Origin of the sequence: Aeromonas sp. A35_P (assembly GCF_002259925.1) — a bacterium.
GTDB classification, from domain to species: Bacteria; Pseudomonadota; Gammaproteobacteria; order Enterobacterales; family Aeromonadaceae; genus Aeromonas; species Aeromonas dhakensis.
Map to the genome: position 1 here is coordinate 12,455 of NZ_NEVB01000194.1, position 18,832 is coordinate 31,286.

The 18,832-nt window shown below is 60.5% G+C and carries 16 protein-coding genes and 1 pseudogene; 5 read left to right on the forward strand and 12 right to left on the reverse strand.

Features of this window, described 5'->3' with window-relative positions:
- Position 1: 1 nt before the first annotated feature.
- From aroK to tapM, 6 genes are all read right to left on the reverse strand, one after another.
- Positions 2–520, reverse strand: a complete 519-nt coding sequence (aroK, locus tag CAK78_RS13090; protein ID WP_005298388.1) for a shikimate kinase AroK — start codon at positions 518–520, stop codon at positions 2–4.
- A gap of 191 nt (positions 521–711) precedes the next feature.
- Positions 712–2,913: a type IV pilus secretin PilQ gene (locus CAK78_RS13095; RefSeq protein WP_094697554.1), complete on the reverse strand. Its 2,202-nt coding sequence runs from the start codon at positions 2,911–2,913 to the stop codon at positions 712–714.
- 16 nt (positions 2,914–2,929) lie between these two features.
- On the reverse strand, positions 2,930–3,460 hold the full coding sequence (locus CAK78_RS13100) for a pilus assembly protein PilP (RefSeq protein WP_094697555.1): 531 nt from the start codon (positions 3,458–3,460) through the stop codon (positions 2,930–2,932).
- Positions 3,457–4,056, reverse strand: coding sequence for a PilO family type IV pilus biogenesis protein TapO (tapO, locus tag CAK78_RS13105; protein ID WP_017787951.1), 600 nt, complete (start codon positions 4,054–4,056; stop codon positions 3,457–3,459). The genes CAK78_RS13100 and tapO overlap by 4 nt, the downstream gene beginning before the upstream one ends.
- Positions 4,053–4,631: a PilN family type IV pilus biogenesis protein TapN gene (gene tapN, locus CAK78_RS13110; protein WP_017787952.1), complete on the reverse strand. Its 579-nt coding sequence runs from the start codon at positions 4,629–4,631 to the stop codon at positions 4,053–4,055. The genes tapO and tapN overlap by 4 nt, the downstream gene beginning before the upstream one ends.
- On the reverse strand, positions 4,619–5,689 hold the full coding sequence (gene tapM / locus CAK78_RS13115) for a PilM family type IVa pilus assembly protein TapM (RefSeq protein ID WP_094697556.1): 1,071 nt from the start codon (positions 5,687–5,689) through the stop codon (positions 4,619–4,621). Before tapM ends, tapN begins: the two co-directional genes overlap by 13 nt.
- Before the next feature lie 287 nt (positions 5,690–5,976).
- Between tapM and CAK78_RS13120 the strand changes: the two genes are divergently transcribed.
- Complete coding sequence (locus tag CAK78_RS13120; RefSeq protein ID WP_094697557.1) at positions 5,977–8,466, forward strand: penicillin-binding protein 1A; 2,490 nt, start codon at positions 5,977–5,979, stop codon at positions 8,464–8,466.
- 69 nt (positions 8,467–8,535) lie between these two features.
- Here the strand turns inward: CAK78_RS13120 and oxyR are convergent, their stop codons facing one another.
- The 4 genes from oxyR to CAK78_RS13140 all read right to left on the reverse strand — a co-directional run bounded on the left by oxyR (position 8,536) and on the right by CAK78_RS13140 (position 13,025).
- The gene (gene oxyR / locus CAK78_RS13125) at positions 8,536–9,432 is read right to left on the reverse strand and encodes a DNA-binding transcriptional regulator OxyR (protein ID WP_176452784.1); all 897 of its coding nucleotides are present in this window, start codon (positions 9,430–9,432) and stop codon (positions 8,536–8,538) included.
- Positions 9,433–9,584: 152 nt separating this feature from the next.
- Positions 9,585–11,225: a methyl-accepting chemotaxis protein gene (locus tag CAK78_RS13130; protein ID WP_017785073.1), complete on the reverse strand. Its 1,641-nt coding sequence runs from the start codon at positions 11,223–11,225 to the stop codon at positions 9,585–9,587.
- Between the two features lie 217 nt (positions 11,226–11,442).
- Positions 11,443–12,090 (reverse strand): DsbA family protein, encoded by a 648-nt coding sequence (locus CAK78_RS13135; protein WP_176452785.1) that lies wholly within the window; start codon positions 12,088–12,090, stop codon positions 11,443–11,445.
- Positions 12,091–12,164: 74 nt separating this feature from the next.
- Entirely contained in the window at positions 12,165–13,025 is an 861-nt protein-coding gene (locus CAK78_RS13140) for a Vmh family MBL fold metallo-hydrolase (protein WP_094697559.1), read from the reverse strand.
- Positions 13,026–13,151: 126 nt separating this feature from the next.
- Here CAK78_RS13140 and CAK78_RS13145 point away from each other — a divergent pair, with 126 nt between their 5' ends.
- A complete protein-coding gene (locus tag CAK78_RS13145) occupies positions 13,152–14,051 on the forward strand; it encodes a LysR family transcriptional regulator (protein ID WP_010633188.1) in 900 nt (299 codons plus the stop codon).
- A 63-nt stretch (positions 14,052–14,114) separates the two neighbouring features.
- Here CAK78_RS13145 and CAK78_RS13150 read toward each other — a convergent pair whose 3' ends face one another.
- On the reverse strand, positions 14,115–14,891 hold the full coding sequence (locus CAK78_RS13150) for a BPSS1780 family membrane protein (protein WP_094697560.1): 777 nt from the start codon (positions 14,889–14,891) through the stop codon (positions 14,115–14,117).
- Positions 14,892–15,067: 176 nt separating this feature from the next.
- On the opposite strand from CAK78_RS13150, the gene CAK78_RS13155 reads away from it, so the two are divergent.
- Positions 15,068–15,919: a hypothetical protein gene (locus CAK78_RS13155; RefSeq protein WP_094697561.1), complete on the forward strand. Its 852-nt coding sequence runs from the start codon at positions 15,068–15,070 to the stop codon at positions 15,917–15,919.
- Between the two features lie 43 nt (positions 15,920–15,962).
- Positions 15,963–16,787, forward strand: coding sequence for a M23 family metallopeptidase (locus CAK78_RS13160; RefSeq protein WP_094697562.1), 825 nt, complete (start codon positions 15,963–15,965; stop codon positions 16,785–16,787).
- Between the two features lie 87 nt (positions 16,788–16,874).
- On the opposite strand, the gene CAK78_RS13165 is transcribed toward CAK78_RS13160, so the two are convergent.
- On the reverse strand, positions 16,875–17,456 hold the full coding sequence (locus CAK78_RS13165) for an MATE family efflux transporter (protein WP_441296593.1): 582 nt from the start codon (positions 17,454–17,456) through the stop codon (positions 16,875–16,877).
- On the opposite strand from CAK78_RS13165, the pseudogene CAK78_RS13170 reads away from it, so the two are divergent.
- Positions 17,395–18,648, forward strand: a pseudogene (locus CAK78_RS13170) (methyl-accepting chemotaxis protein); the annotation flags it as partial. The gene CAK78_RS13165 and the pseudogene CAK78_RS13170 sit on opposite strands and share 62 nt — an antisense overlap.
- Positions 18,649–18,832: the final 184 nt, after the last annotated feature.

The window sequence follows — 18,832 nt, forward strand, 5'->3', positions numbered from 1 at the left end:
ATTACATGCCGATCAACTTGACGATTTGATTGGCAACAACTTTTGCGCTCTGGTCATCAGTCTGGATGACAAAGTCAGCCACTTCTTCGTACAGGGCGTTGCGCTCTTGCGCCAGACGCTCGAGTACTTCGCGCGGCGGCTCTTCGGTTTGCAGCAGCGGGCGACGTTTGTCACGTTGCGTCCGGGCCAGCTGCTTCTCAATGGTGGTCTCGAGGTACACCACGATGCCGCGAGCAGAGAGCTTGTTGCGTGTTTCACGGCTCTTGATGGCACCGCCACCCGTTGCCAGCACGATACCCTGCTGTTCGGAAAGGTCACCAATGACCTTCTCTTCGCGGATCCGGAAACCCTCTTCGCCTTCAACATCGAACACCCAGCCGATATCGGCACCACTGCGGCGCTCAATCTCATGATCTGAGTCGAAAAACTCCATATGCAGTTGTTCTGCCAGATGTCTACCTATGGTGCTCTTGCCCGCACCCATGGGACCTATCAGGAAAATATTGCGTTTCTCAGCCATGTCTTTTCGTTAGTAATTACAAACTGTACGACCCCGACAAACTCTCGATCGGGGTACCTATGAACCTTATCTTGCGATGGATCAGGAGGGGGATTATCTCAATAGAAATCAGGACTGGCAACCGCAGCCCTTACGCCCCAGCCTCATTGGGGCGTAAGGTTATATGTGTTTTACCTTCACATGTAAAGTCTTCAGAAAGTCTCGGTGACTATCTTCGGTGTCACGAAAATCAGCAGCTCCCGCTTTTTGTTCGCGCTGGTCGTCTTGCGAAACAGCACCCCCAGACCCGGGATATCACCCAGCAGGGGGACCTTGGTCACATCGTTGGTAATGGTCTGCTGATAGATACCGCCCAGCACCAGCGTCTCACCATTGTTGACCAGCACCTGTGTGGTGATCGACTGGGCGTTGATGGAGACAGCATCGCCGGTACCGGTAGGTACGGTTTCACCCTTGGTGTCCTGGGTCACAGTCAGATCCAGGATCACCCTGTTGTCGGGGGTGATCTGCGGTGTCACTTTGAGACTCAGCACTGCCTTCTTGAAGGTGACCGAGGTCGCCCCGCTGGAGGAGGATTCCACATAGGGTATCTCGGTCCCCTGTTCGATCAGCGCCGGCTTCTGGTTGGCCGTGGTCACTCGTGGACTGGCAATGATCTCGGCCTTGCTCTCCTTCTCCAGTGCCGACAACTCGAGATCCAGCAAGGTGCCGTTCGCCAGCCGCGCCACTTGGAAGGCCAGGGTACCGGCGGCGTTGGTCACCGGCAGGTTGACATTCAACCGATCGTCCACCCCGGGGCGGGTAATGGTCGAGCCACCGTTGTTGTTGCCGGAACCATCATTGCCCTCGATGGAGCCCGAGGTACTGTTGCCGTGACCGTCGTTCTTGGTCACCCCCCAGCGCACCCCGAGTGCCTCGTCAAAACCGTCGTCTATGGTCACCATGCGCGCTTCGATCACCACCTGCTTGACCGGGATATCCAGAATATCCAGCATGCGCTTGATGTTGCTGATGACGTCGGCGGTGTCCTTGACTACCAGCACGTTGGTCCGCTCATCCACGCTCACCGCACCCTTGGCAGAGAGCAGCTTGGTGCTTTCAGACGAGAGCAGCGCCGCCACCTCGGATGCCTTGGCATAGTTGATCTGCAGATATTCGGTGTAGAGCGGAGCCAGATCGGCGACCTGATTGCGACTCTCCAGCTGCTGTTTCTCGCGGGCGGCTATCTCTTCCGCCGGTGCAACCAGCAGAATGTTGTTGTCCAGCCGCTTGTCGAGTCCACGCACCTTCAAAATGATGTCGAGGGCCTGCTCCCAGGGCACCCCATCCAGCCGCAGGGTGATGTTGCCCGACACCGAGTCCGTGGTCACCAGGTTGAGATTGTTGAAGTCCGCGATGAGCTGCAACACGGTTCTGACCGGAATATCCTGGAAATTGAGGGAGATGGGTTTGCCCTGATACTGCTTGCCGGCACTCGCTGCGGTGCGCTTTTTCACCTCAACGATGAACATCTTGTCTGCCTGGTCGTAGCGATAATCAAACTGGCCGTTGACCGACAGCTCGAACAGGGTGTCATTGCCCTGGCGAAACACCTCAACCTGAGAAACAGGGGTGGCAAAATCCTGCACATTGATCAGATTGAGCAGGTCGTCCGGAACCCGGGTGCCGTGAAACTTGGCCAGCACAGTCTGACCGCGGCTGCTGACGTCCACGGCGGCTGAGCTGTTATCCAGCGTCACTAGAAATTCCCCCTGTCCGTCCTTGCCTCGTCGAAAATCCACGCCTTTGACGGAGTTGAAGTAAGCGCCACTGGCCGAAGTTTGCGGGGTTGGCAACACAGGTTTGCTGGCAACCGGCGCCGCCACCGGAACACTCTGGCGAGCAAGCTGCTGGCTGTTGATCAATGCCGACGAGGTTGCCGGCTGGGTATTGATAAGGGCGGACGAGGTCGGCTGGGAAGCCACCAGTCCGGAGGAAGAGGTCGTGGTTGGCAATGGCATGGCCGCCTTGTCCCCCAATGCAACCAACAACTTGTTGCCCTGCTGGTGCACCTGATAGGGGGTCAGTTGATCGAGCGCAATCTTGATATCGAGACCCGCCCCCTTGCCCTCTACCTTGATGTTGTCCACCCCCTGCTGCTTGATGGGCAGGGGATTCACGTTGAGTGCCCCCACCGCCCCCGGCACATGCAGCAGCAACTGGTTGGGTTCATAGGAGAGCCGATCGGTAAACCCGCTGACCGGTTCACTGAAACTCAGCTCCAGTAGCAGTTGATCGGCTATCAGTGGATTGACTTTGACCTCCTGCAGGGTGGCCACCGCCCAGGCCTGGCCCCATGCACCGACGCAAAACAGCAGGGCCACTCTGGTTGCCTTACCTATTGTTGTTCTCATCGCAGTTCATCCCTGATTATCGTTTTGCTTCAAGATTGGCCATGCCCAGCTGGGTTTCTCGAGTCACCCAGCATCCCTTGCCGTCCGGTATAGTCTCAATCAAATCCACATAAGTGTCAGTGATCCTGATCACCCGCCCCTGATCCAGCCCCATGTGCTGGTTGAGGCCCACCTGGATGGACTGACCATCAGGCGTTCGGATCAGGGCCCACAACTGCCCCTGCTTGCCAAGGGAACCCTGCATGCTCAGGCTAGCCAGTGAATAGTTCTCCAGCACCTCTTTCTCTCTGTTGGCGACAATCTGGGCGCAATCCGGTTTCACCTTGGCATCCGTCTTGGCACTGCTGGCCTCGGGCTGGGGAGCGATGAAGGGACTGCGCTGATCACTGAGATGATAAGCCATGGGAGAGAAGGGCTTTATTTCGGGAAGCGGTTCAATGGGGACCGGCTTTCTCGCCTTCACCTCGGCCACGTAATTATCCATGTCATCCTGACCACCGCAGGCCGTCAGCAACAATGCCGGCAACAGAACGCAGAGTATCCTCATTTTTTCTGCTCCACCGTCTTGCCGTTGTATTTATAGGTCTTGGCCAGCATCGACATGGCGATCATGTCATCCTGCTCCTTGCCCTGACCCAGCGTGAACGACTCCAGAATGACGATCCTTGGCAAGGCCGCCATGTCTGCCGTGAACTTGCCGATCTCATGATAGGTGCCCACCACTTCTATTCGCATGGGCAGCTCGGTGGAAAACTCGTGCTTGATCTCCGGCTCCCAGTTGATACGGTTCAATTTGAGGCCGTTGTCGGTGGCGATGAAGCTGATGTCATCCAGCAGCCCGGCAACCTCATGGGTATTGGGCAGCTGTTTGAGCTGGGTATCGACCAGTTGTTCAAGCTGCACCATCTGCGCCTTGTAGGCACCGAGGTTGGCGGCCAGCATCGCCTTGCTCTCAAACTGGGATTTGAGCTCTGCCTCCTTGTTGGTTTCCTGGGTCAACAGAGTCAGCGACTTGGCAATCACGTAGTAATAGATGGCGCCTCCTAGCAGGGCGCAGAAGAACAGAATGAAGATCCCCTTGGCCAGTTTGGGCCAGCTGGCGATATTGTTGAAATCCAGTTCGTTGAGCTGTTGCAGGTTCATTTCTGCCCCTTAGCCATGTCGAGGCTGGCTCCAGCCGCCACGGCGACCTTGAACATCATGGAAAACTGGCTGAGCGAAACTGGTGCCACATCAGCCGCAAAGATGGTGCTGATCTGCGACTGCCCCAGCCAGCCGGAACCATCGATGCGACGCATCATGCTGGCCACCCTGCCATAGGCTTCGGTCTTGCCGTTCACGTCGATCCGGTTGTCCTGCAGGGCCAATGTATTGAGATACACCCCATTAGGTACCAACGAAGGCAGCTGGTTGAACAGACGAACCGGCAGATTGCGACGCATCTGCAGATGCTCGATCAGCTGCATGCGGTCAATCAGCTCCTTGCGCCGCTCCTTGAGCAGACGGATCTCGCCAAGCTGGGCATCGAGTATGGTCATCTCCTGCTGCAGGCGCTGGTTGCGCTGCTGCTGATGGCCGATCTGCTGTTCCACCAGCCAATCGGCGGCAAAACCGAGGGACGCCGTGATGGCCATGAAGATACCGAGCATGACGCCGAACTGCTTCTTCTGGCGCAGCGCCCTGGCTTCACGCCAGGGAAGGAGGTTTATATTTGACATGGCGTGAAGCTCCTCAATGCCAGACCCAGAGCCGTCATGTACTTGGCACCATGGGCCGCGACCTCTCCCTTGGGTTTGCCGAACAGGGTAAAGGGATCGGGATGCAACACCTCGCAGCTGAGTTCGTTGCCAATCTGAGCCGCCAGTCCGGGCAGCAAACTGCCCCCTCCGCTCAACACCAGCTTGGAGAGCTCCCGGTGGCCGGAAGAGCTGCAAAACAGCTGGACGTTGCGCCGCACCTGCTGCAGCAACGCATTCATGTGGGGCAGCAACACATCCAGCTCGTGATCGAGCGGCAACTTGCCCTGCAGCTTGGCCTGCTCGGCATCATCCAGAGAGAGGCTGTAGAAAGAGGCCAGCGCCTGGCTGTATTGATCACCGCCGAAATTTTGCAGGCGGGAGTAGATCACCTCCCCCTTCACCAGCGCGGCAAATGTCATGGCGCTGGCGCCGATGTCGATGACACCGACCGGTTTGTCCCACTCTTGCAGCTCAGGCAGACAGGCGAGTACCGCCCGCCCCAAGGCGTGAGCGCCGACATCCACCACCTTGGTGGTCATGTCGGCTTCTGCCAGCGCGGTGACCCGACCATTCACGCTCTCGGTGCGGGCCGCACTCAACAGCACCTCCTGACGCTCCTGGTCGGCAACCTTGCCCAGGATCTCGAAATCCAGGCTCACTTCATCGAGGGGGAAAGGGATGAGTTGTTCGGCCTCAAGCTGGACCTGATTTTCCAGCTCGCTTTCACTCAGGCTGGCATCCACCTGAATGACCTTGGTGATCACGTTGGAGCCGGTGACGGCAGTAGCCACATACTGGCTGCTGCCCGAGATGAGGCGCTTGAGACTCTTGAGAGACTGGCCGACCCGCTCGATATCCTGCAGCTGATAATCGACCAGGGTGCCTTTGGGAGTGGCAACCTCCGCCACGGATTCGAGGTGCAGCTTGCCGGGACGGCCGGTGATGGTCACGGCCTTGATGGTCTGACTTCCAAAATCAATGCCTGCCAGTGGAAGCAGAGAACCCTTGTTGAATAGCCCAAACATATACACATCCATGCGTTATATGGGTTTTAGGATTGATTGTAGGACAGCTAATCAGAAGATGATGGCTTAACTCATCCTAAATGCTCTATCTATCAATGTCATAAAGTTTATGCCGAAAAGTGATGCAACTCGCTTTCCGAGCCGCGCCCTCCTCCCCTTGGTTATTGAGTCGCAGAGTGCTAACCTCCCGCCTCTTCTCGAGGAGCCGGACCATCGTCAGGAAAACCTCGAATTCACGAAGGCAAAAGGGCTATACTCTGCGCCCGTTGGCTAATTTTAAGACGATTGGTAGTTCTTCCATGCTGAAATGGCTCGTACGCCTGTTTATTGTCATGATGCTGGGTGCTGTGCTGGGTGTTGCCAGCCTCATCGGTATCTACTTCTACATCAAGCCCCAGTTGCCGGATGTGACCGCACTGCGCGACGTCAAGCTGGCCACCCCGATGAAGGTGTACAGCCGGGATGGGGAATTGATCTCCCAATTTGGCGAAATTCGTCGCATCCCCCTGCATCTGGATGAAATTCCCCAGTCCATGATCGATGCGGTGCTCGCCACCGAAGATGCCCGCTTCTACGAGCACCCCGGCATCGACCCCATCGGCATTCTGCGGGCTGCCACCGTCTGGGCCGTCTCCGGCCAGGCACGCCAGGGCGCCAGTACCATCACCCAACAGGTTGCCCGCAACTTCTTCCTGAGCAACGAGAAGACCCTGGTGCGCAAGATCAAGGAGGTCTTCCTCGCCTGGCGCATCGAGCAGAACCTCTCCAAGGACGAGATACTGCAGCTCTACCTCAACAAGATACCGCTCGGCTATCGGGCCTTCGGGGTCGGCGCCGCCGCCCAAGTCTACTTTGGCAAAGAGGTGAAAGAGCTCACCCTGGACGAGATCGCCATCATTGCCGGTCTGCCCAAGGCCCCCTCCATGCTGAACCCGATCCGTTCGCCCGAGCGGGCCTTTGCCCGTCGCAACGTGGTACTGGGTCGCATGCTGGAGACAGGCAAGATCACCCAGGCCCAGTATGACGAAGCCTCCAAGATGCCGATCAAGGCCCGTTATCACGGTGCCGAAACCACCCTCAACGCCCCCTATCTCGGCGAGATGGTTCGCCAGAAGATGGTGGAGCAGTTTGGGGAAGACGCCTACACCATGGGCCTGCACGTCTACACCACGGTCACCGCCAAGCGTCAGCGGGCAGCCCGTCAGGCTCTGCTCGACGGCGTGTTCGACTATGATACCCGCCATGGCTACAAGGGGGTGACCGCCCAGCTGTGGAAGAGCGGCGAGGTCGACTGGGATTACGACAAGATCATGGCCCATCTGGCCAAGCAGCCGACCTATCAGCCGCTGATGGCCGCCGTGGTCACCAAGCTGGGTGACAAGAGCGCGACCCTGGTGCTGAAAAACGGCAAGCAGGCCGAGCTTGGCTGGAACGGCATCAAGTGGGCTCGTTCTTTCATCACCGACGATCGCCAAAGTTTTGCCCCGAAATCGGCACGAGACGTACTCAAGGTCGGCGCCCAGATCTGGGTACGGGAGAAGGGGGAAGAGCTGCTGCTCTCCCAGATCCCCGAGGTCAACGCCGCCCTGGTGGCCATGAATCCGCAGGATGGCGCCATCGAGGCGCTGGTCGGCGGCTTCAGCTTCGAGCTGTCCAAGTTCAACCGGGTCGATCAGGCACGCCGCCAGATAGGCTCCAACATCAAGCCTTTCCTCTATGCCACCGCACTGGAGCAGGGCTATACCCTGGCCTCACTCATCAACGATGCGCCGATCAACCAGTGGGAGCCCTCCAAGGGCCCCATGTGGCAGCCCAAGAACTCCCCGGCCATCTATGACGGCCCCACACCGCTGCGCCTTGGTCTTGCCAAGTCGAAGAACGTGATGTCGGTACGGCTGATGCGCGCCATCGGGCTGGATACCTATATCGATGGCCTGACCCGCTTCGGCTTTGCCCGCGACACCATCTCGCCCAACGAATCGCTGGCGCTGGGTGCGGCCGAGTTCACCCCGCTGGAAGTGGTGCGTGGCTATTCGGTGTTGGCCAACGGCGGCTTCCAGGTCACCCCCTACTTCATTACCGAGGTGACCGACAGCTTCGGGGCGCCTCTCTATCAGGCCAACCCGGCCGCCGCCTGCCGCGATTGCGGCGTACTGGCCGCCGCCGGCCTGGACAGCGCCGACGCCTATGCCAATACGGCCCCCGACTGGAAAGCCCAGTGCCCCATCGATCCCGTCGTGCCCAACAACATGGCGCCGCAGACCATCAGCGCCCAGAGTGCCTTCCTGGTCACCGACACCCTGACCACCGCCATCTGGGGCGGCAATGGCTGGCGCGGTACCGGCTGGCGAGCAGCTCGCGATCTCAAGCGCCACGATATTTCGGGCAAGACCGGGACCACCAACGAGTCGCGCGATGCCTGGTTCTCCGGCTATACCCCGAACCTGGTCGCCACCTCCTGGATCGGTTTTGACAACCACCAGCGTGGTCTGGGCCGGGCCGAGTTTGGCGGCGGCGCCGCACAGCCCATCTGGATCGACTTCATGAAGACGGCGCTCAAGCAGATCCCCGAGCGCAAGATGCCGGTACCGGAAGGGATCATCACGGTGCGCATCGACCGTGAAACCGGCCTGCTGACCAACCGCACCGATGGCAGCAGCACGGACGAATACTTCAAAGAAGGCACCGAACCGACCCGCTTCGCCACCCAGAGCTCGGATGGCAATCAGGTCTATGGCGGCGATGGCTCGGACACTGACGGCCCTGTCTCCACCGACGATATCTTCTAAGCAACCGCAGAAGACAAAAACCGGCGCCCAGGCGCCGGTTTTCTTTTGGTGAGCACGAATGCGTTGTCGTCAGCCGAGCAGGCTTTTCATCAGGGTCGAGATGCGGGCCGCCAGCTCGTTGAAGCAGGGCCGGCGCACCGAGTAGTGACGGTAGAGCAGCGCTATGGTACGCCCCGGCACGGGGTCTATCACCGGCCGGTAGCTGACGCCGCCCTCCTCGGTATTGGCTGGCACCGCAAGCCTGGGTACCAGCGTCATGCCGCTGCCGGCCGCCACCATGTTGCGCAGCGTCTCCAGGCTGGTGCCCTTGAAACGCTGATCCTCGCCGATGCCTGCGGCAAAACAGAAGCCCATCGCCTGATCCCGCAGACAGTGGCCATCGGCCAGCATCAGCAGCTTCTTGCCCTTGAGATTGCTGAGCGGCACCGCCTTGGCCCTGGCCTCCGGATGCTGCTGGGGCACCGCCAGCCACATGGGCTCCTGATAGAGAGGGATGGAGCCAAACCCTTCCATCCCCTCCAGTTCGGCCAGGATCAGGCAGTCCAGCTCCCCCTCTTCCAGCCGTTTGAGCAGCACCTGGGTCTGCTCTTCATAGAGGTAGAACTCCAGCTTGGGAAAATGTTCGCGCAGATCCTGGATGATGTGGGGCAACAGATAGGGGCCGACGGTGGGAATGAAGCCGATGTGGATCTCGCCAGACATGGGTTCGGCAAAGTGCTGGCCTATGCTCTTGAGCTCGCGCACCTCTTTGAGCACCTTGCGAGCCTGCTGGGCCATGGCATCGCCAGCCGGGGTAAACAGCACCTTGCGGGAGGTGCGCTCGATCAGGATCACCCCCAGCTCATCCTCCAGCTTGCGCAGCTGGCCGCTCAGGGTCGGCTGACTGACGAAACAGCGCTCCGCCGCCTTGCGAAAGTGCTTTTCCTCTTCCAGCGCCACCAAATACTCGAGATCGCGAAGGTTCATACATCCAGAATCCTGCCAACCAATGGGGCCATTAGCATGCCCAAGAACGGCGGGAGGGACAAGGGATGGCGAGATTGGACAGGCCATGCACAGGGGATAAATAAAACGGGCCCGGATCCTGGATCCGGGCCCGTCGGGTCAGCGTTGCCTCATCACACCCGGAAGCGGCGTACCAGCTCCTGCAGCTGGGTGGCCAGATGGTTCAGGTCGTTGCAGGCCTGCGCCATCTGGGTGGCCCCGGCCGCCACCTCTTCCGAGGCATGGCTGATATTGACCACGTTGCGGTTGAGCTCTTCACTCACCGCCCCCTGCTCTTCGGTGGCGGTCGCAATCTGGATGTTCATGTGGGAGATGCTCTCCACCGAGCCGCTGATCTCGGAGATGGACGCCCCCGCCTCGCGCGCCGTACTGACGGTGGAGTTCATCATGTCCTGACTTTGCTGCATGGTGGTGCCGGCCTGTTCGGCCCGCTGCTGCAGCTCGGCAATGATGGTGTTGATCTGGGAGGTGGAGTCCTGGGTCCGTTTCGCCAGGGTGCGCACCTCATCGGCCACCACCGCAAAACCGCGCCCCTGTTCCCCGGCCCGGGCCGCCTCGATGGCGGCGTTCAGTGCCAGCAGGTTGGTCTGCTCGGCGATCCCGCGAATGACCTCCAGCACCATACCGATGTTGCGGCTGTCATCCCCTAACTGATGAATCACCACGGCAGTGCTCTCGATGGCACCGGCCACCTGCTCAATGCGCTTGATGGAGTCATTGACGGTGCGGGCCCCCAGCTCGGCGGTGCTGCTGGCGGCGCTGGCGGCGCTGGCGGCATCGCTGGTGTTGCGGGACACCTCCTGCACCGTCGCCTGCATCTCGTTCATGGCGGTGGCCAGCTGGTTCAGCTCGTGCTGCTGACTGTTCATGTTGTTGGCGGACTGACGGGCAACCGCACTGATCTCTTCGGCTGCTGAGCTCAGTTGCACCACGGATCCGGAGACTTCACTGACCAGATTGCGCAAGTTTTTCTGCATCTCGCCAAAGCCCTTGGCCAGTTGCCCCAGTTCGTCATTGTTGAACTGGCTGGTGTCAAGATGGGTCGCCAGGTCACCTCCCGACACCTTACCAACCACCTCCAGCAACGCGTTGACCGGGCGCTTGATCTGTTGAGTCAGATACCAAGCCACCAACACCACGAAAAGCAGCGTCACGAGTCCAATCGCTATGCTGAGCAGTTTGGCCGACTCATATGATTGCTCACTGCTGCTATGCATGGCACTACCAATGCGGTCGTTAATCTCGCGCAACGTCATTGTGAGCTGAGTGGTCTGGTCCAACGTAGTGCGGGTAATGCCATCCCGATACTCGCCAATCTTGGCGCCTTCGTTGTTCATGACCGCTTGATACAGCTGATCATGGGCGCTGAAGTAGGCCTCTCCTGCTGGTTGCAAGGCACGATAGGTCTGCTCTTCTTCTGCGTCGTTGAAAGCCAAACGGCCATAATCCGACAACGCTTTTAGAAAGCGAGCCTTGGCATCCGAGAAACTGTCGTTCCGTTTGGCGATATCCGCCTGGTCATTGTTGGTCAACGCAATGACCATGGCCAGTTCGGCTCGACGCGCATCCAGCAACGCAACGTGCATTTGGCTGGCATAGCGAATGGAAGGCACCAGGTTATTGACAATAAGCTGAGTGTTCGCATTCAGGTAGGAGAGCCTGGAGATCCCAAATCCGGCGATGACCAGCACCAATAATGCCAACACCGCAAAACCGGCGCTCAACTTCTGACCTATAGACATATTTTTGAACATGATTGGTATCCTTGGCGGCTAGACGCAAGCCCCTGACATCGAACGTCCGGGCTATCCCCATTGAGCATAGCGCGACGATTGCAAGCGGATGATTTTCATACTATCCGCGGCTCAAGATATCGCTCAGCCCGGGGATAGGATGAGGGTCGCCCAGGCAGGAAAATCCAATCAGGACTCATCCAGACAAGACTATCTTCGGCAGGAGACCAATTCCCCCTCAGCGCCCCATCAGCTGCTGGATATGGCGGGCAAATGCCTGCGGCTCGCCCAGGAAAGAGGACGCTGACAAGGGTGTTACCTTGTCCCCCTGCACCAGCCCCAGAGTCGGGTAACCCTGCCCACCGAGACGACGCATCCAGACCTGGCTGTCCGCCAGATGGCTTGCCAGCTCAACCGCCTGATAAGCCTGCACAAAGGCCTCCTGCGCAATGCCCTGCTCCGCCGCCAGACTGGTCAGATGCTCGAGAGAACCGATCCAGATGCCATCGCGATAGTGGGATTGCTGGATGCGGTGCAGCATCACCAACCCATTGCCCCCCAGGGATGCCACCGCCAGGATGGCGCGGATCGGCTGCTCCGAATCCAGCAGCAGGCCATCGCGCAGCAGCAGCTCGTTGAAATAGCGCTCGCCGAAAGGCTGGCCGGTCAGCGCCTGGATCCGCTCGTCATGGGGGCGCACATAGTCGCGCAGCGCCTGACCCATGGCCTGGCGGCGGCCACCCAGCCAGAGGCCGCCGGCATGCAGTTCGATCTGCAAGCCGGCGACATCGGCCGCGGCTTTCAGCAGCGGGGCGGCGCCATAGCACCAGCCACAGAGGGGGTCATAGACATAATGGAGGGTTGTTTGCACTTCGTTCATCATCATTCTCGCTTCAATTCTGGATAAAAAACCGGGCCCTAAGGCCCGGTAAAAAAACACAGGGAGTAGGCGTCAGGGGATTACCACTTCATCTCGCCGGTATTGACCTTGGCACCGATGGCCAGACCATCGTCGACCGGCAGGGACGGGTAAGCCTTCTTCAACGCGTCAATCAGCTGCCCGGAGTTCTTGGCCTTGGCCAGCTCCTGCTCAAAACGCTGCACGTAGTCACGGGTGAAGGTCACGGCTTCGGTACCCTTGGGCGCAGTCCCCAGGAAGTGACCCGGCACCACGCGCTCGGGTTTCAGCGCCAGCAGATTGTCAAGCGCCTGGACCCAGTTGCTGCGAGCGGCCTTGGTCTGGCTGTCCGCCATCCACACATGCACGCCGCTGTAGACCGGCACACCACCAAAGGCAGTCTTGATGGACGGCGCCCACAGGTAGGCATTCGGAGTGTTCATCTCCTTGATCTCGATCTTCTCGCCATCCAGGGTCAGGTGGCTGGCCGTCATCACTTGCGGCACGGTCAGGCTCTTGGGTGCACCCTTGCCCAGAATGGGGCTCCAGTAGCTCAGCTTGGCGTCCTTGGTCTGGTTGATGTGGTCAACCACATGCTGGTCGGCCAGTACCTTGACGTCGGGGAACGCGGCCATGACAGGTTCCAGACCGAAGTAGAAGTCGGGGTCACCGGCACTGATATAGACGGTGGTCAGTTTCTTGCCGCTCTTCTTGATCATGTCCACCAGCGCCTGACCGTTTTGCACGTCGAACTGGGCATCGATCAGGATCGCCTCCTTGTCACCGGCCACCAGGGAAGAGGAGACCGGGAAGATGGCCTTCTCGCCAGGGTTGTAGACGGTCACGGTGAGCGGGGCTGCCATGGCGGCACCGCTCAGCAGGGTGGTGGCCAGGGTCAGGTTGCGGATCAGGGTATTGTTCATCGGGTATTCCTCATCAAGTCATCAGGGGTTCATCAGATGGACACAGTTTATTGGATCAATTACGGTACAAATACAGCATAATGAGCGCATCACTGTTGCATTAATCGAGCATATAGAGAGCCTGAAATGGATCGACTGACCGCATTGCGGGTCTTTGTCAGCGTAGTCGAACAGGGCAGCCTGAGCGGCGCCGGGGAGAAACTGGAGATGTCGCGCGCCATGGTGACGCGCTATCTGGCGGAGCTGGAGCAGTGGATGGGGGCACGACTGCTGCACCGCACCACTCGCCGGCTGAGCCTGACCGGCCCGGGAGAAGAGGCGTTGAACCGGGCCCGGGCCATGCTGGCGCTGGGGGAAGAGATGGAGCAGATCGCCGTGCGCGGCGACGAGGCGCCCAAGGGGCAGCTGCGCATCACCAGCAGCTATTCGCTCTCGGAAGCCCTGCTGGTGGGGGCCGCCAACGACTACCTGGCGCGCTATGCGGGCACCGCCATCGATATCCTGCTGCTGGACCGGACCGTCAACCTGGTGGAGGAGCGGATCGATCTCGCCATCCGCATCACCAATGATCTCGATCCCAACCTGGTGGCCCGCCGGCTCGGCACCTGCCACTCCGTGGTCTGTGCCAGCCCGGCCTATCTGGCCAAACACCCGACGCCACACAAGGTGCAGGAGCTCGCCCTGCACAACTGCCTCACCTACACCTATTTCGGCAAGAGCCTGTGGGAATTTCAGGGGCCGGACGGGCCCGAATCTGTGCCGGTCAGCGGCAACCTCAGCGCCAACATCTCCAACCTGTTGCTGGAGGCGACCCTGGAAGGTGCCGGCATCAGCCTGCAGCCCCGCTATTCCGCCCAGCCCCATCTCGAGACCGGCACCCTGGTGCCGCTGCTGGAGCAGTGGCAGCCCAAGCGACTCGGCGTCTACGCCGTCTACGGCACCCGCAAGCAGATGTCACCGCTGTTGCGCAGCTTTCTCGACTTTATGGTGGAGCGCATGGCCGCCGACCCCATGTGGCGCGATTAAACCGGCATGAAAAAGGGGCCAGCAGGCCCCTTTCGTTCAATATGCCAGAATCGCTGGCCGCATTCAGGCTTCGAAACCACTTAGCGGGGTATCGGCCGGCGTCTCCTGCGCCATATCCAGGAAGATCTCCCGATATGCCACATAGATGGAGTAGTTCAGCGCCGGGATCACCACCAGCAGCCCCACCAGCATCAGCGCCGCACCGAACAGCATCAGGATGGCGGCGACTATGCCCCACCAGAGGAAGGGCCACATGTTGGTCAGGCAGCCTTTGAAGCTGAGCTTGGCCGCCTGCAGGATCCCCACGTCGTGGAAGTAGATAAGGGCGGGAGCGAAGGTAACGGCCATCAGCACCGGGATCAGCAGCGCCAGCCCCAGCAGCAGGCAGAGCAGCAGCCCCTGGGCCTGGGCCGCCGTGACTACCAGGGATTCGGGATCCTGGGTCAGCAGGGAGGTGAGCCCCCACATGGAGAGCAGCCCCAGGCAGATGAGACCGATCAGGCTGAACAGGGCCAGCACCAGCAGCCCTCCCAGCATCAGCGGCGTCAGCTTGTGGCGAAAACCGGAGAAGAAGTCGGCGAAGCGCAGCGGGTTGCCTTCATAGCCGTGGTGGGCCACCGCCACCCAGCCGGCGCCCCAAACCATGTAGAGCAACTGGGAGATGAGGCTGCCCGCCGGCAGGCGCTCCAGCAGCAGACCAACCGCAAACCAGACGAGAACCATGCCGACGCTGGCCCCCATCCCCTTGTTGAAGATATCGAAGCCGGACCGCACCCAGACCCAGCCACGCCCTATGGGGTGACGGGCGGGTGCTGTGCGCAGGGGGGACAATCCATTCATAACATTTCCTCGGATGAAAACGGCTGGTTGCCGATTCTAGAGCCATGGGGCCCCCGACTCAATGGCGGGCCACCGTCGACACCGCAGGTGCACGTCATGGCTGCTTGTATCAGACGTTACGGTTATCATAAGAGACCCCTCTGCAAGGGGCGTTCACTTATTTAAGAGAATCCAAAATGCGTACATCTCACCTGGCGCCGCTGCTGCTGGCCTCCCTGTTGCTCAACCTCTGGCAGTGGCAAGCCGACCACACCGCCGCCCAGCCGGAATCAGACGCCACCGGCACCGCCCGCTCAGCCCAGTGCGACGCGTCAGCTTCCCAGAGCAGCAGCCAGAACCCGGGGCAGAACCTGCTGGCCAAGCTGCCCGGCAAGGGCCCCCAGAGCGAGCCAGCGCCCACCCAGGAGGCGCTCCCCCCCAACCCCGAGCTGGAAGCCGCCATCAGCCAGTGGAGCCAGTCGAGCGAAGGGTCCGTGCTGATCGAACGGCTCTATGACGCCGAACAGGGCAGCCAGCTCACCACCGTCTTCGATCGGCTCGACATCGTGGAGGACGTGCGCGGCCAGGTGCAGGAGCAGTTGCGCGAACTCTATCGCCTCGGCTTCGATCATCCCGACGCCTATGAGCAGGAGAGCCAGCGCATCTGGAGCAACCTCAGCAACCTGCTGGGGGAGGATACCCACACCCGGCTCGAGCAGGAGATCTACTCGGGCGACACCAACCGCCTGTTGGAGATCCAGGGCCGCCTGGCGGAGCGCGGCGAGCTGCTGGCACCGGCCCAGCGCCAATCCCTGACGCGCCTGTTGAGCGAGGCGAACCAGCAGCTGGCCCAACAGGAGAGCGGCGATGCCGGCACCTATCTGGAGAACCAGCGCGCCTATACCCAGCGGGTGCTGGAGAGCAGCCGTGGATTCCTGAGCCCGGATCAGCTCAAGGTGCTGCAAGACATGCTGGAGCTGGATCTGGTGCGCCAGGAGGTCTCGGTCCAGATGGAAGCCATCTACCAGCGCTTCCAGCCAGCCTCCTGATTTCGTTACCGTTTCGTCTTAGTCAACCCAGCCTGGAATCATCATGAGAGTCGTTTGTTGTCTATTGTTGCTGCTGGCCAGCCAGTCCGCCCTCGCCGAGGGCTTCATCAGTCGCCTGCTCAACCACCCGGTGCCGGGCGGTGTCGCCGTGGTGCCCCTTGGCAGCGAGGCGCAGGCCCCGACCGCCCGCTATCAGGACAAGCCGGTGCTGGTGGTGCGTGAAGAGGGCAAGCGCTGGATTGCCATCGTCGGCATCCCCCTCAAGAGCCAGCCCGGCCCCCACCAGCTGCAGGTGAGCGATGGCCGCACCCTCGGCTTCACGGTCGGCAGCAAGCACTACCGGGAGCAGCACATCAAGCTCAAGAACGGCCGTCAGGTCAACCCGCTGGCCGAGGACATGGCCCGCATCAACCGCGAACTGGCGGAGCAGACCCGCGCCTACCAGACCTTCAGCCCGGCCCAGCCCAGCAACCTGCTGTTCGACAAGCCGGTGGAGGGCCCGCTCTCCAGCCCGTTCGGGCTGCGCCGCTTCTTCAACGGCGAGGAGCGCAACCCCCACTCCGGTCTCGACTTCGCGGTCGGTGCCGGCACCCCCATCAAATCGCCGGCAGCGGGCAAGGTGATCCTGATCGGCAACTACTTCTTCAACGGCAATACGGTGTTCGTCGATCACGGCCAGGGGCTCATCAGCATGTTCTGCCACATGTCGAAGGTCGACGTGAAGCTGGGTCAGAGCCTGCCCCGCGGCGGCATCGTCGGCCGGGTCGGCGCCACCGGCCGCGCCACCGGTCCCCACATGCACTGGAACGTCAGCCTCAACGACGCCCGCGTCGACCCCGCCATCTTCATCGGTGCCTTCAAGCCCTGAGGCTGGCTACCTGTCGCGCGCAGGCAGGGGCGTTCAAAATGAAAAAGGCAGCCGAGGCTGCCTTTTTCATGGCCGAATGACCACCTGTCAGGCAGCGCTGTGCTGGCGCGCCTCCCTGTTCATTGCCCGCCACATCACCAGCACCAGCAGGGTGCTGCAGGTGGGCAGCGCCAGCCAGACGCCGGATACCCCCCACAGGGAAGAGAAGCCCCACAGAAAGCCGCCGATCAGCACCAGCTTGCCGCCGGTGAGCAGGGAGGCGATACGGGCCCGGTTGATGGCCTGGAAGTAGGTGGCCCCCACCAGCAGCAGGCCCTCCATCGGCAAGCCCCAGAAGTAGAGCCAGATGCCGAGGCTGGCCACCGGCAACAGGGCCGCGTTGTCGCCGGCAAACAGGTAGACCACTCCCTCCGGCCAGAGATAGAGCGGTAGCATGCCGCACAGGGCCACCAGCAGCGTCACCCCCAGCGCCAGGTTGCGCACCCGCAGCACCCGTGCCCAGTTGCCCGCCCCGGCGTTGAAGCTGGCGATGGGCTGGATGCCCATGGCGATCCCCTCGAAGATGAGATAGAAGAAGGCCTCGCTGTAGCTGATGACGCCGTAGGCGGCCACCGCCCTCTCCCCCGATCTGACCGCCGCCAAGGTCAACGAACTGGCCCATGACAACACCATCTCCGAGATGGAGATCAGCGGCAAACCCAGCGTGTTCGACCTGACCGAGATCCCGAACACCAACTGGTATTTCGGCATAGTGGTGGACGAAGCGGTCGCCTACCAGTCCGTCTCGCGCATGGTCACCTCCGCTCTGCTGCAAGGTCTGCTGACCATCCTCATCGTGGCCGGTTTCTCCTACGTCGCCATCAGCGGCTCCCTGGCACCACTGAAGACCCTGGGCGAGGCGATTGCCGATCTCTCCCGCGGCAACGGGGACCTGACCCGCCGCGTCAAGATCGAGCGGGAAGACGAAGTGGGCATAGTCGCCAAACACGTCAACACCTTCATCGACCGGATCCACGTGATGGTGCAAGACATCTCCAACTCTTCCGGCCAACTGAACCAGCAGGCCAAGTCGTCCCACAACATGGCGGAAAAATCGAGCCAGGGTCTGGCCCGCCAGCAAAACGAGATCTCCCAGATCGCGACTGCGGTGCACGAGATGTCTGCCACCGCGGTGGAAGTGGCCAGCAACGCCGAGCAGACCGCCGATGCGGCCCGCAGCTCCTCCAGCAGCTGTGAGCACGGCAAACAGGTGATCGCCCGCAACCAGCGCTCCATCACTGATCTCGCCACCCAGGTCAAACAGGCTTCCGGCATCATTCAAGAGCTGGAGAAGAACGCTCAGGAGATCAACACCATCCTCTCCACCATTCAGGGCATCGCCGAGCAGACCAACCTACTGGCACTGAACGCCGCCATCGAGGCAGCCCGTGCCGGCGAGCAGGGCCGCGGCTTCGCGGTGGTGGCCGACGAGGTGCGGGTACTGTCACAGCGCACCCACAGCTCCACCGTCGAGATCCGCAACATGATCGAGACCCTGCAGCGCAACACCCAGGGCGCCGTCAGCACCATGCACGAAGGCCAGCTGCTGGCCCAGAACAGCGTGGAAGATGCCAACGATGCCACCCAGGCACTGGAGCAGATCACCGCCTCCATCAACCAGATCTCCGACATGGCGACCCAGATCTCCAGCGCCGCCGAGGAGCAGCGGGCCGTTACCGACGAGGTGAGCCGCAACATCCAGGCGGTCAAGGATGTTTCGGACGAACTGGCGGTCGATGCCGACAGCTCGCGCAATCTCTCTGAACAACTTAAAAATATTTCAGGTGAACTGAGCAATCAGGTCGGCATGTTCCGCATCTGATGCTGATCGATAAAAGGGGCCGTACAGGCCCCTTTTTTTATGAAAAAATGCTTTTGTTTCAATAGTTATTACCACATCAACCAGCAGGGATTACCAATCCACCTGCACGACACCGGTCAGCCATCGATCCTGCAACAACTAACTCACCATGATATTCGGATTAGTTTTTTGAACTAAATAACCA

What these genes read in the sequence shown, in the direction of transcription:
- tapM (WP_094697556.1), bottom strand. Translation starts at nt 5,689, where the DNA reads ATGGATGTGTATATGTTTGGGCTATTCAACAAGGGTTCTCTGCTTCCA.
- CAK78_RS13150 (WP_094697560.1), bottom strand. Translation starts at nt 14,891, where the DNA reads ATGAATGGATTGTCCCCCCTGCGCACAGCACCCGCCCGTCACCCCATA.
- CAK78_RS13120 (WP_094697557.1), top strand. Translation starts at nt 5,977, where the DNA reads ATGCTGAAATGGCTCGTACGCCTGTTTATTGTCATGATGCTGGGTGCT.
- tapO (WP_017787951.1), bottom strand. Translation starts at nt 4,056, where the DNA reads ATGAACCTGCAACAGCTCAACGAACTGGATTTCAACAATATCGCCAGC.
- aroK (WP_005298388.1), bottom strand. Translation starts at nt 520, where the DNA reads ATGGCTGAGAAACGCAATATTTTCCTGATAGGTCCCATGGGTGCGGGC.
- CAK78_RS13130 (WP_017785073.1), bottom strand. Translation starts at nt 11,225, where the DNA reads ATGTTCAAAAATATGTCTATAGGTCAGAAGTTGAGCGCCGGTTTTGCG.
- tapN (WP_017787952.1), bottom strand. Translation starts at nt 4,631, where the DNA reads ATGTCAAATATAAACCTCCTTCCCTGGCGTGAAGCCAGGGCGCTGCGC.
- CAK78_RS13135 (WP_176452785.1), bottom strand. Translation starts at nt 12,090, where the DNA reads ATGATGATGAACGAAGTGCAAACAACCCTCCATTATGTCTATGACCCC.
- oxyR (WP_176452784.1), bottom strand. Translation starts at nt 9,432, where the DNA reads ATGAACCTTCGCGATCTCGAGTATTTGGTGGCGCTGGAAGAGGAAAAG.
- CAK78_RS13155 (WP_094697561.1), top strand. Translation starts at nt 15,068, where the DNA reads ATGCGTACATCTCACCTGGCGCCGCTGCTGCTGGCCTCCCTGTTGCTC.
- CAK78_RS13145 (WP_010633188.1), top strand. Translation starts at nt 13,152, where the DNA reads ATGGATCGACTGACCGCATTGCGGGTCTTTGTCAGCGTAGTCGAACAG.
- CAK78_RS13160 (WP_094697562.1), top strand. Translation starts at nt 15,963, where the DNA reads ATGAGAGTCGTTTGTTGTCTATTGTTGCTGCTGGCCAGCCAGTCCGCC.
- CAK78_RS13100 (WP_094697555.1), bottom strand. Translation starts at nt 3,460, where the DNA reads ATGAGGATACTCTGCGTTCTGTTGCCGGCATTGTTGCTGACGGCCTGC.
- CAK78_RS13095 (WP_094697554.1), bottom strand. Translation starts at nt 2,913, where the DNA reads ATGAGAACAACAATAGGTAAGGCAACCAGAGTGGCCCTGCTGTTTTGC.
- CAK78_RS13140 (WP_094697559.1), bottom strand. Translation starts at nt 13,025, where the DNA reads ATGAACAATACCCTGATCCGCAACCTGACCCTGGCCACCACCCTGCTG.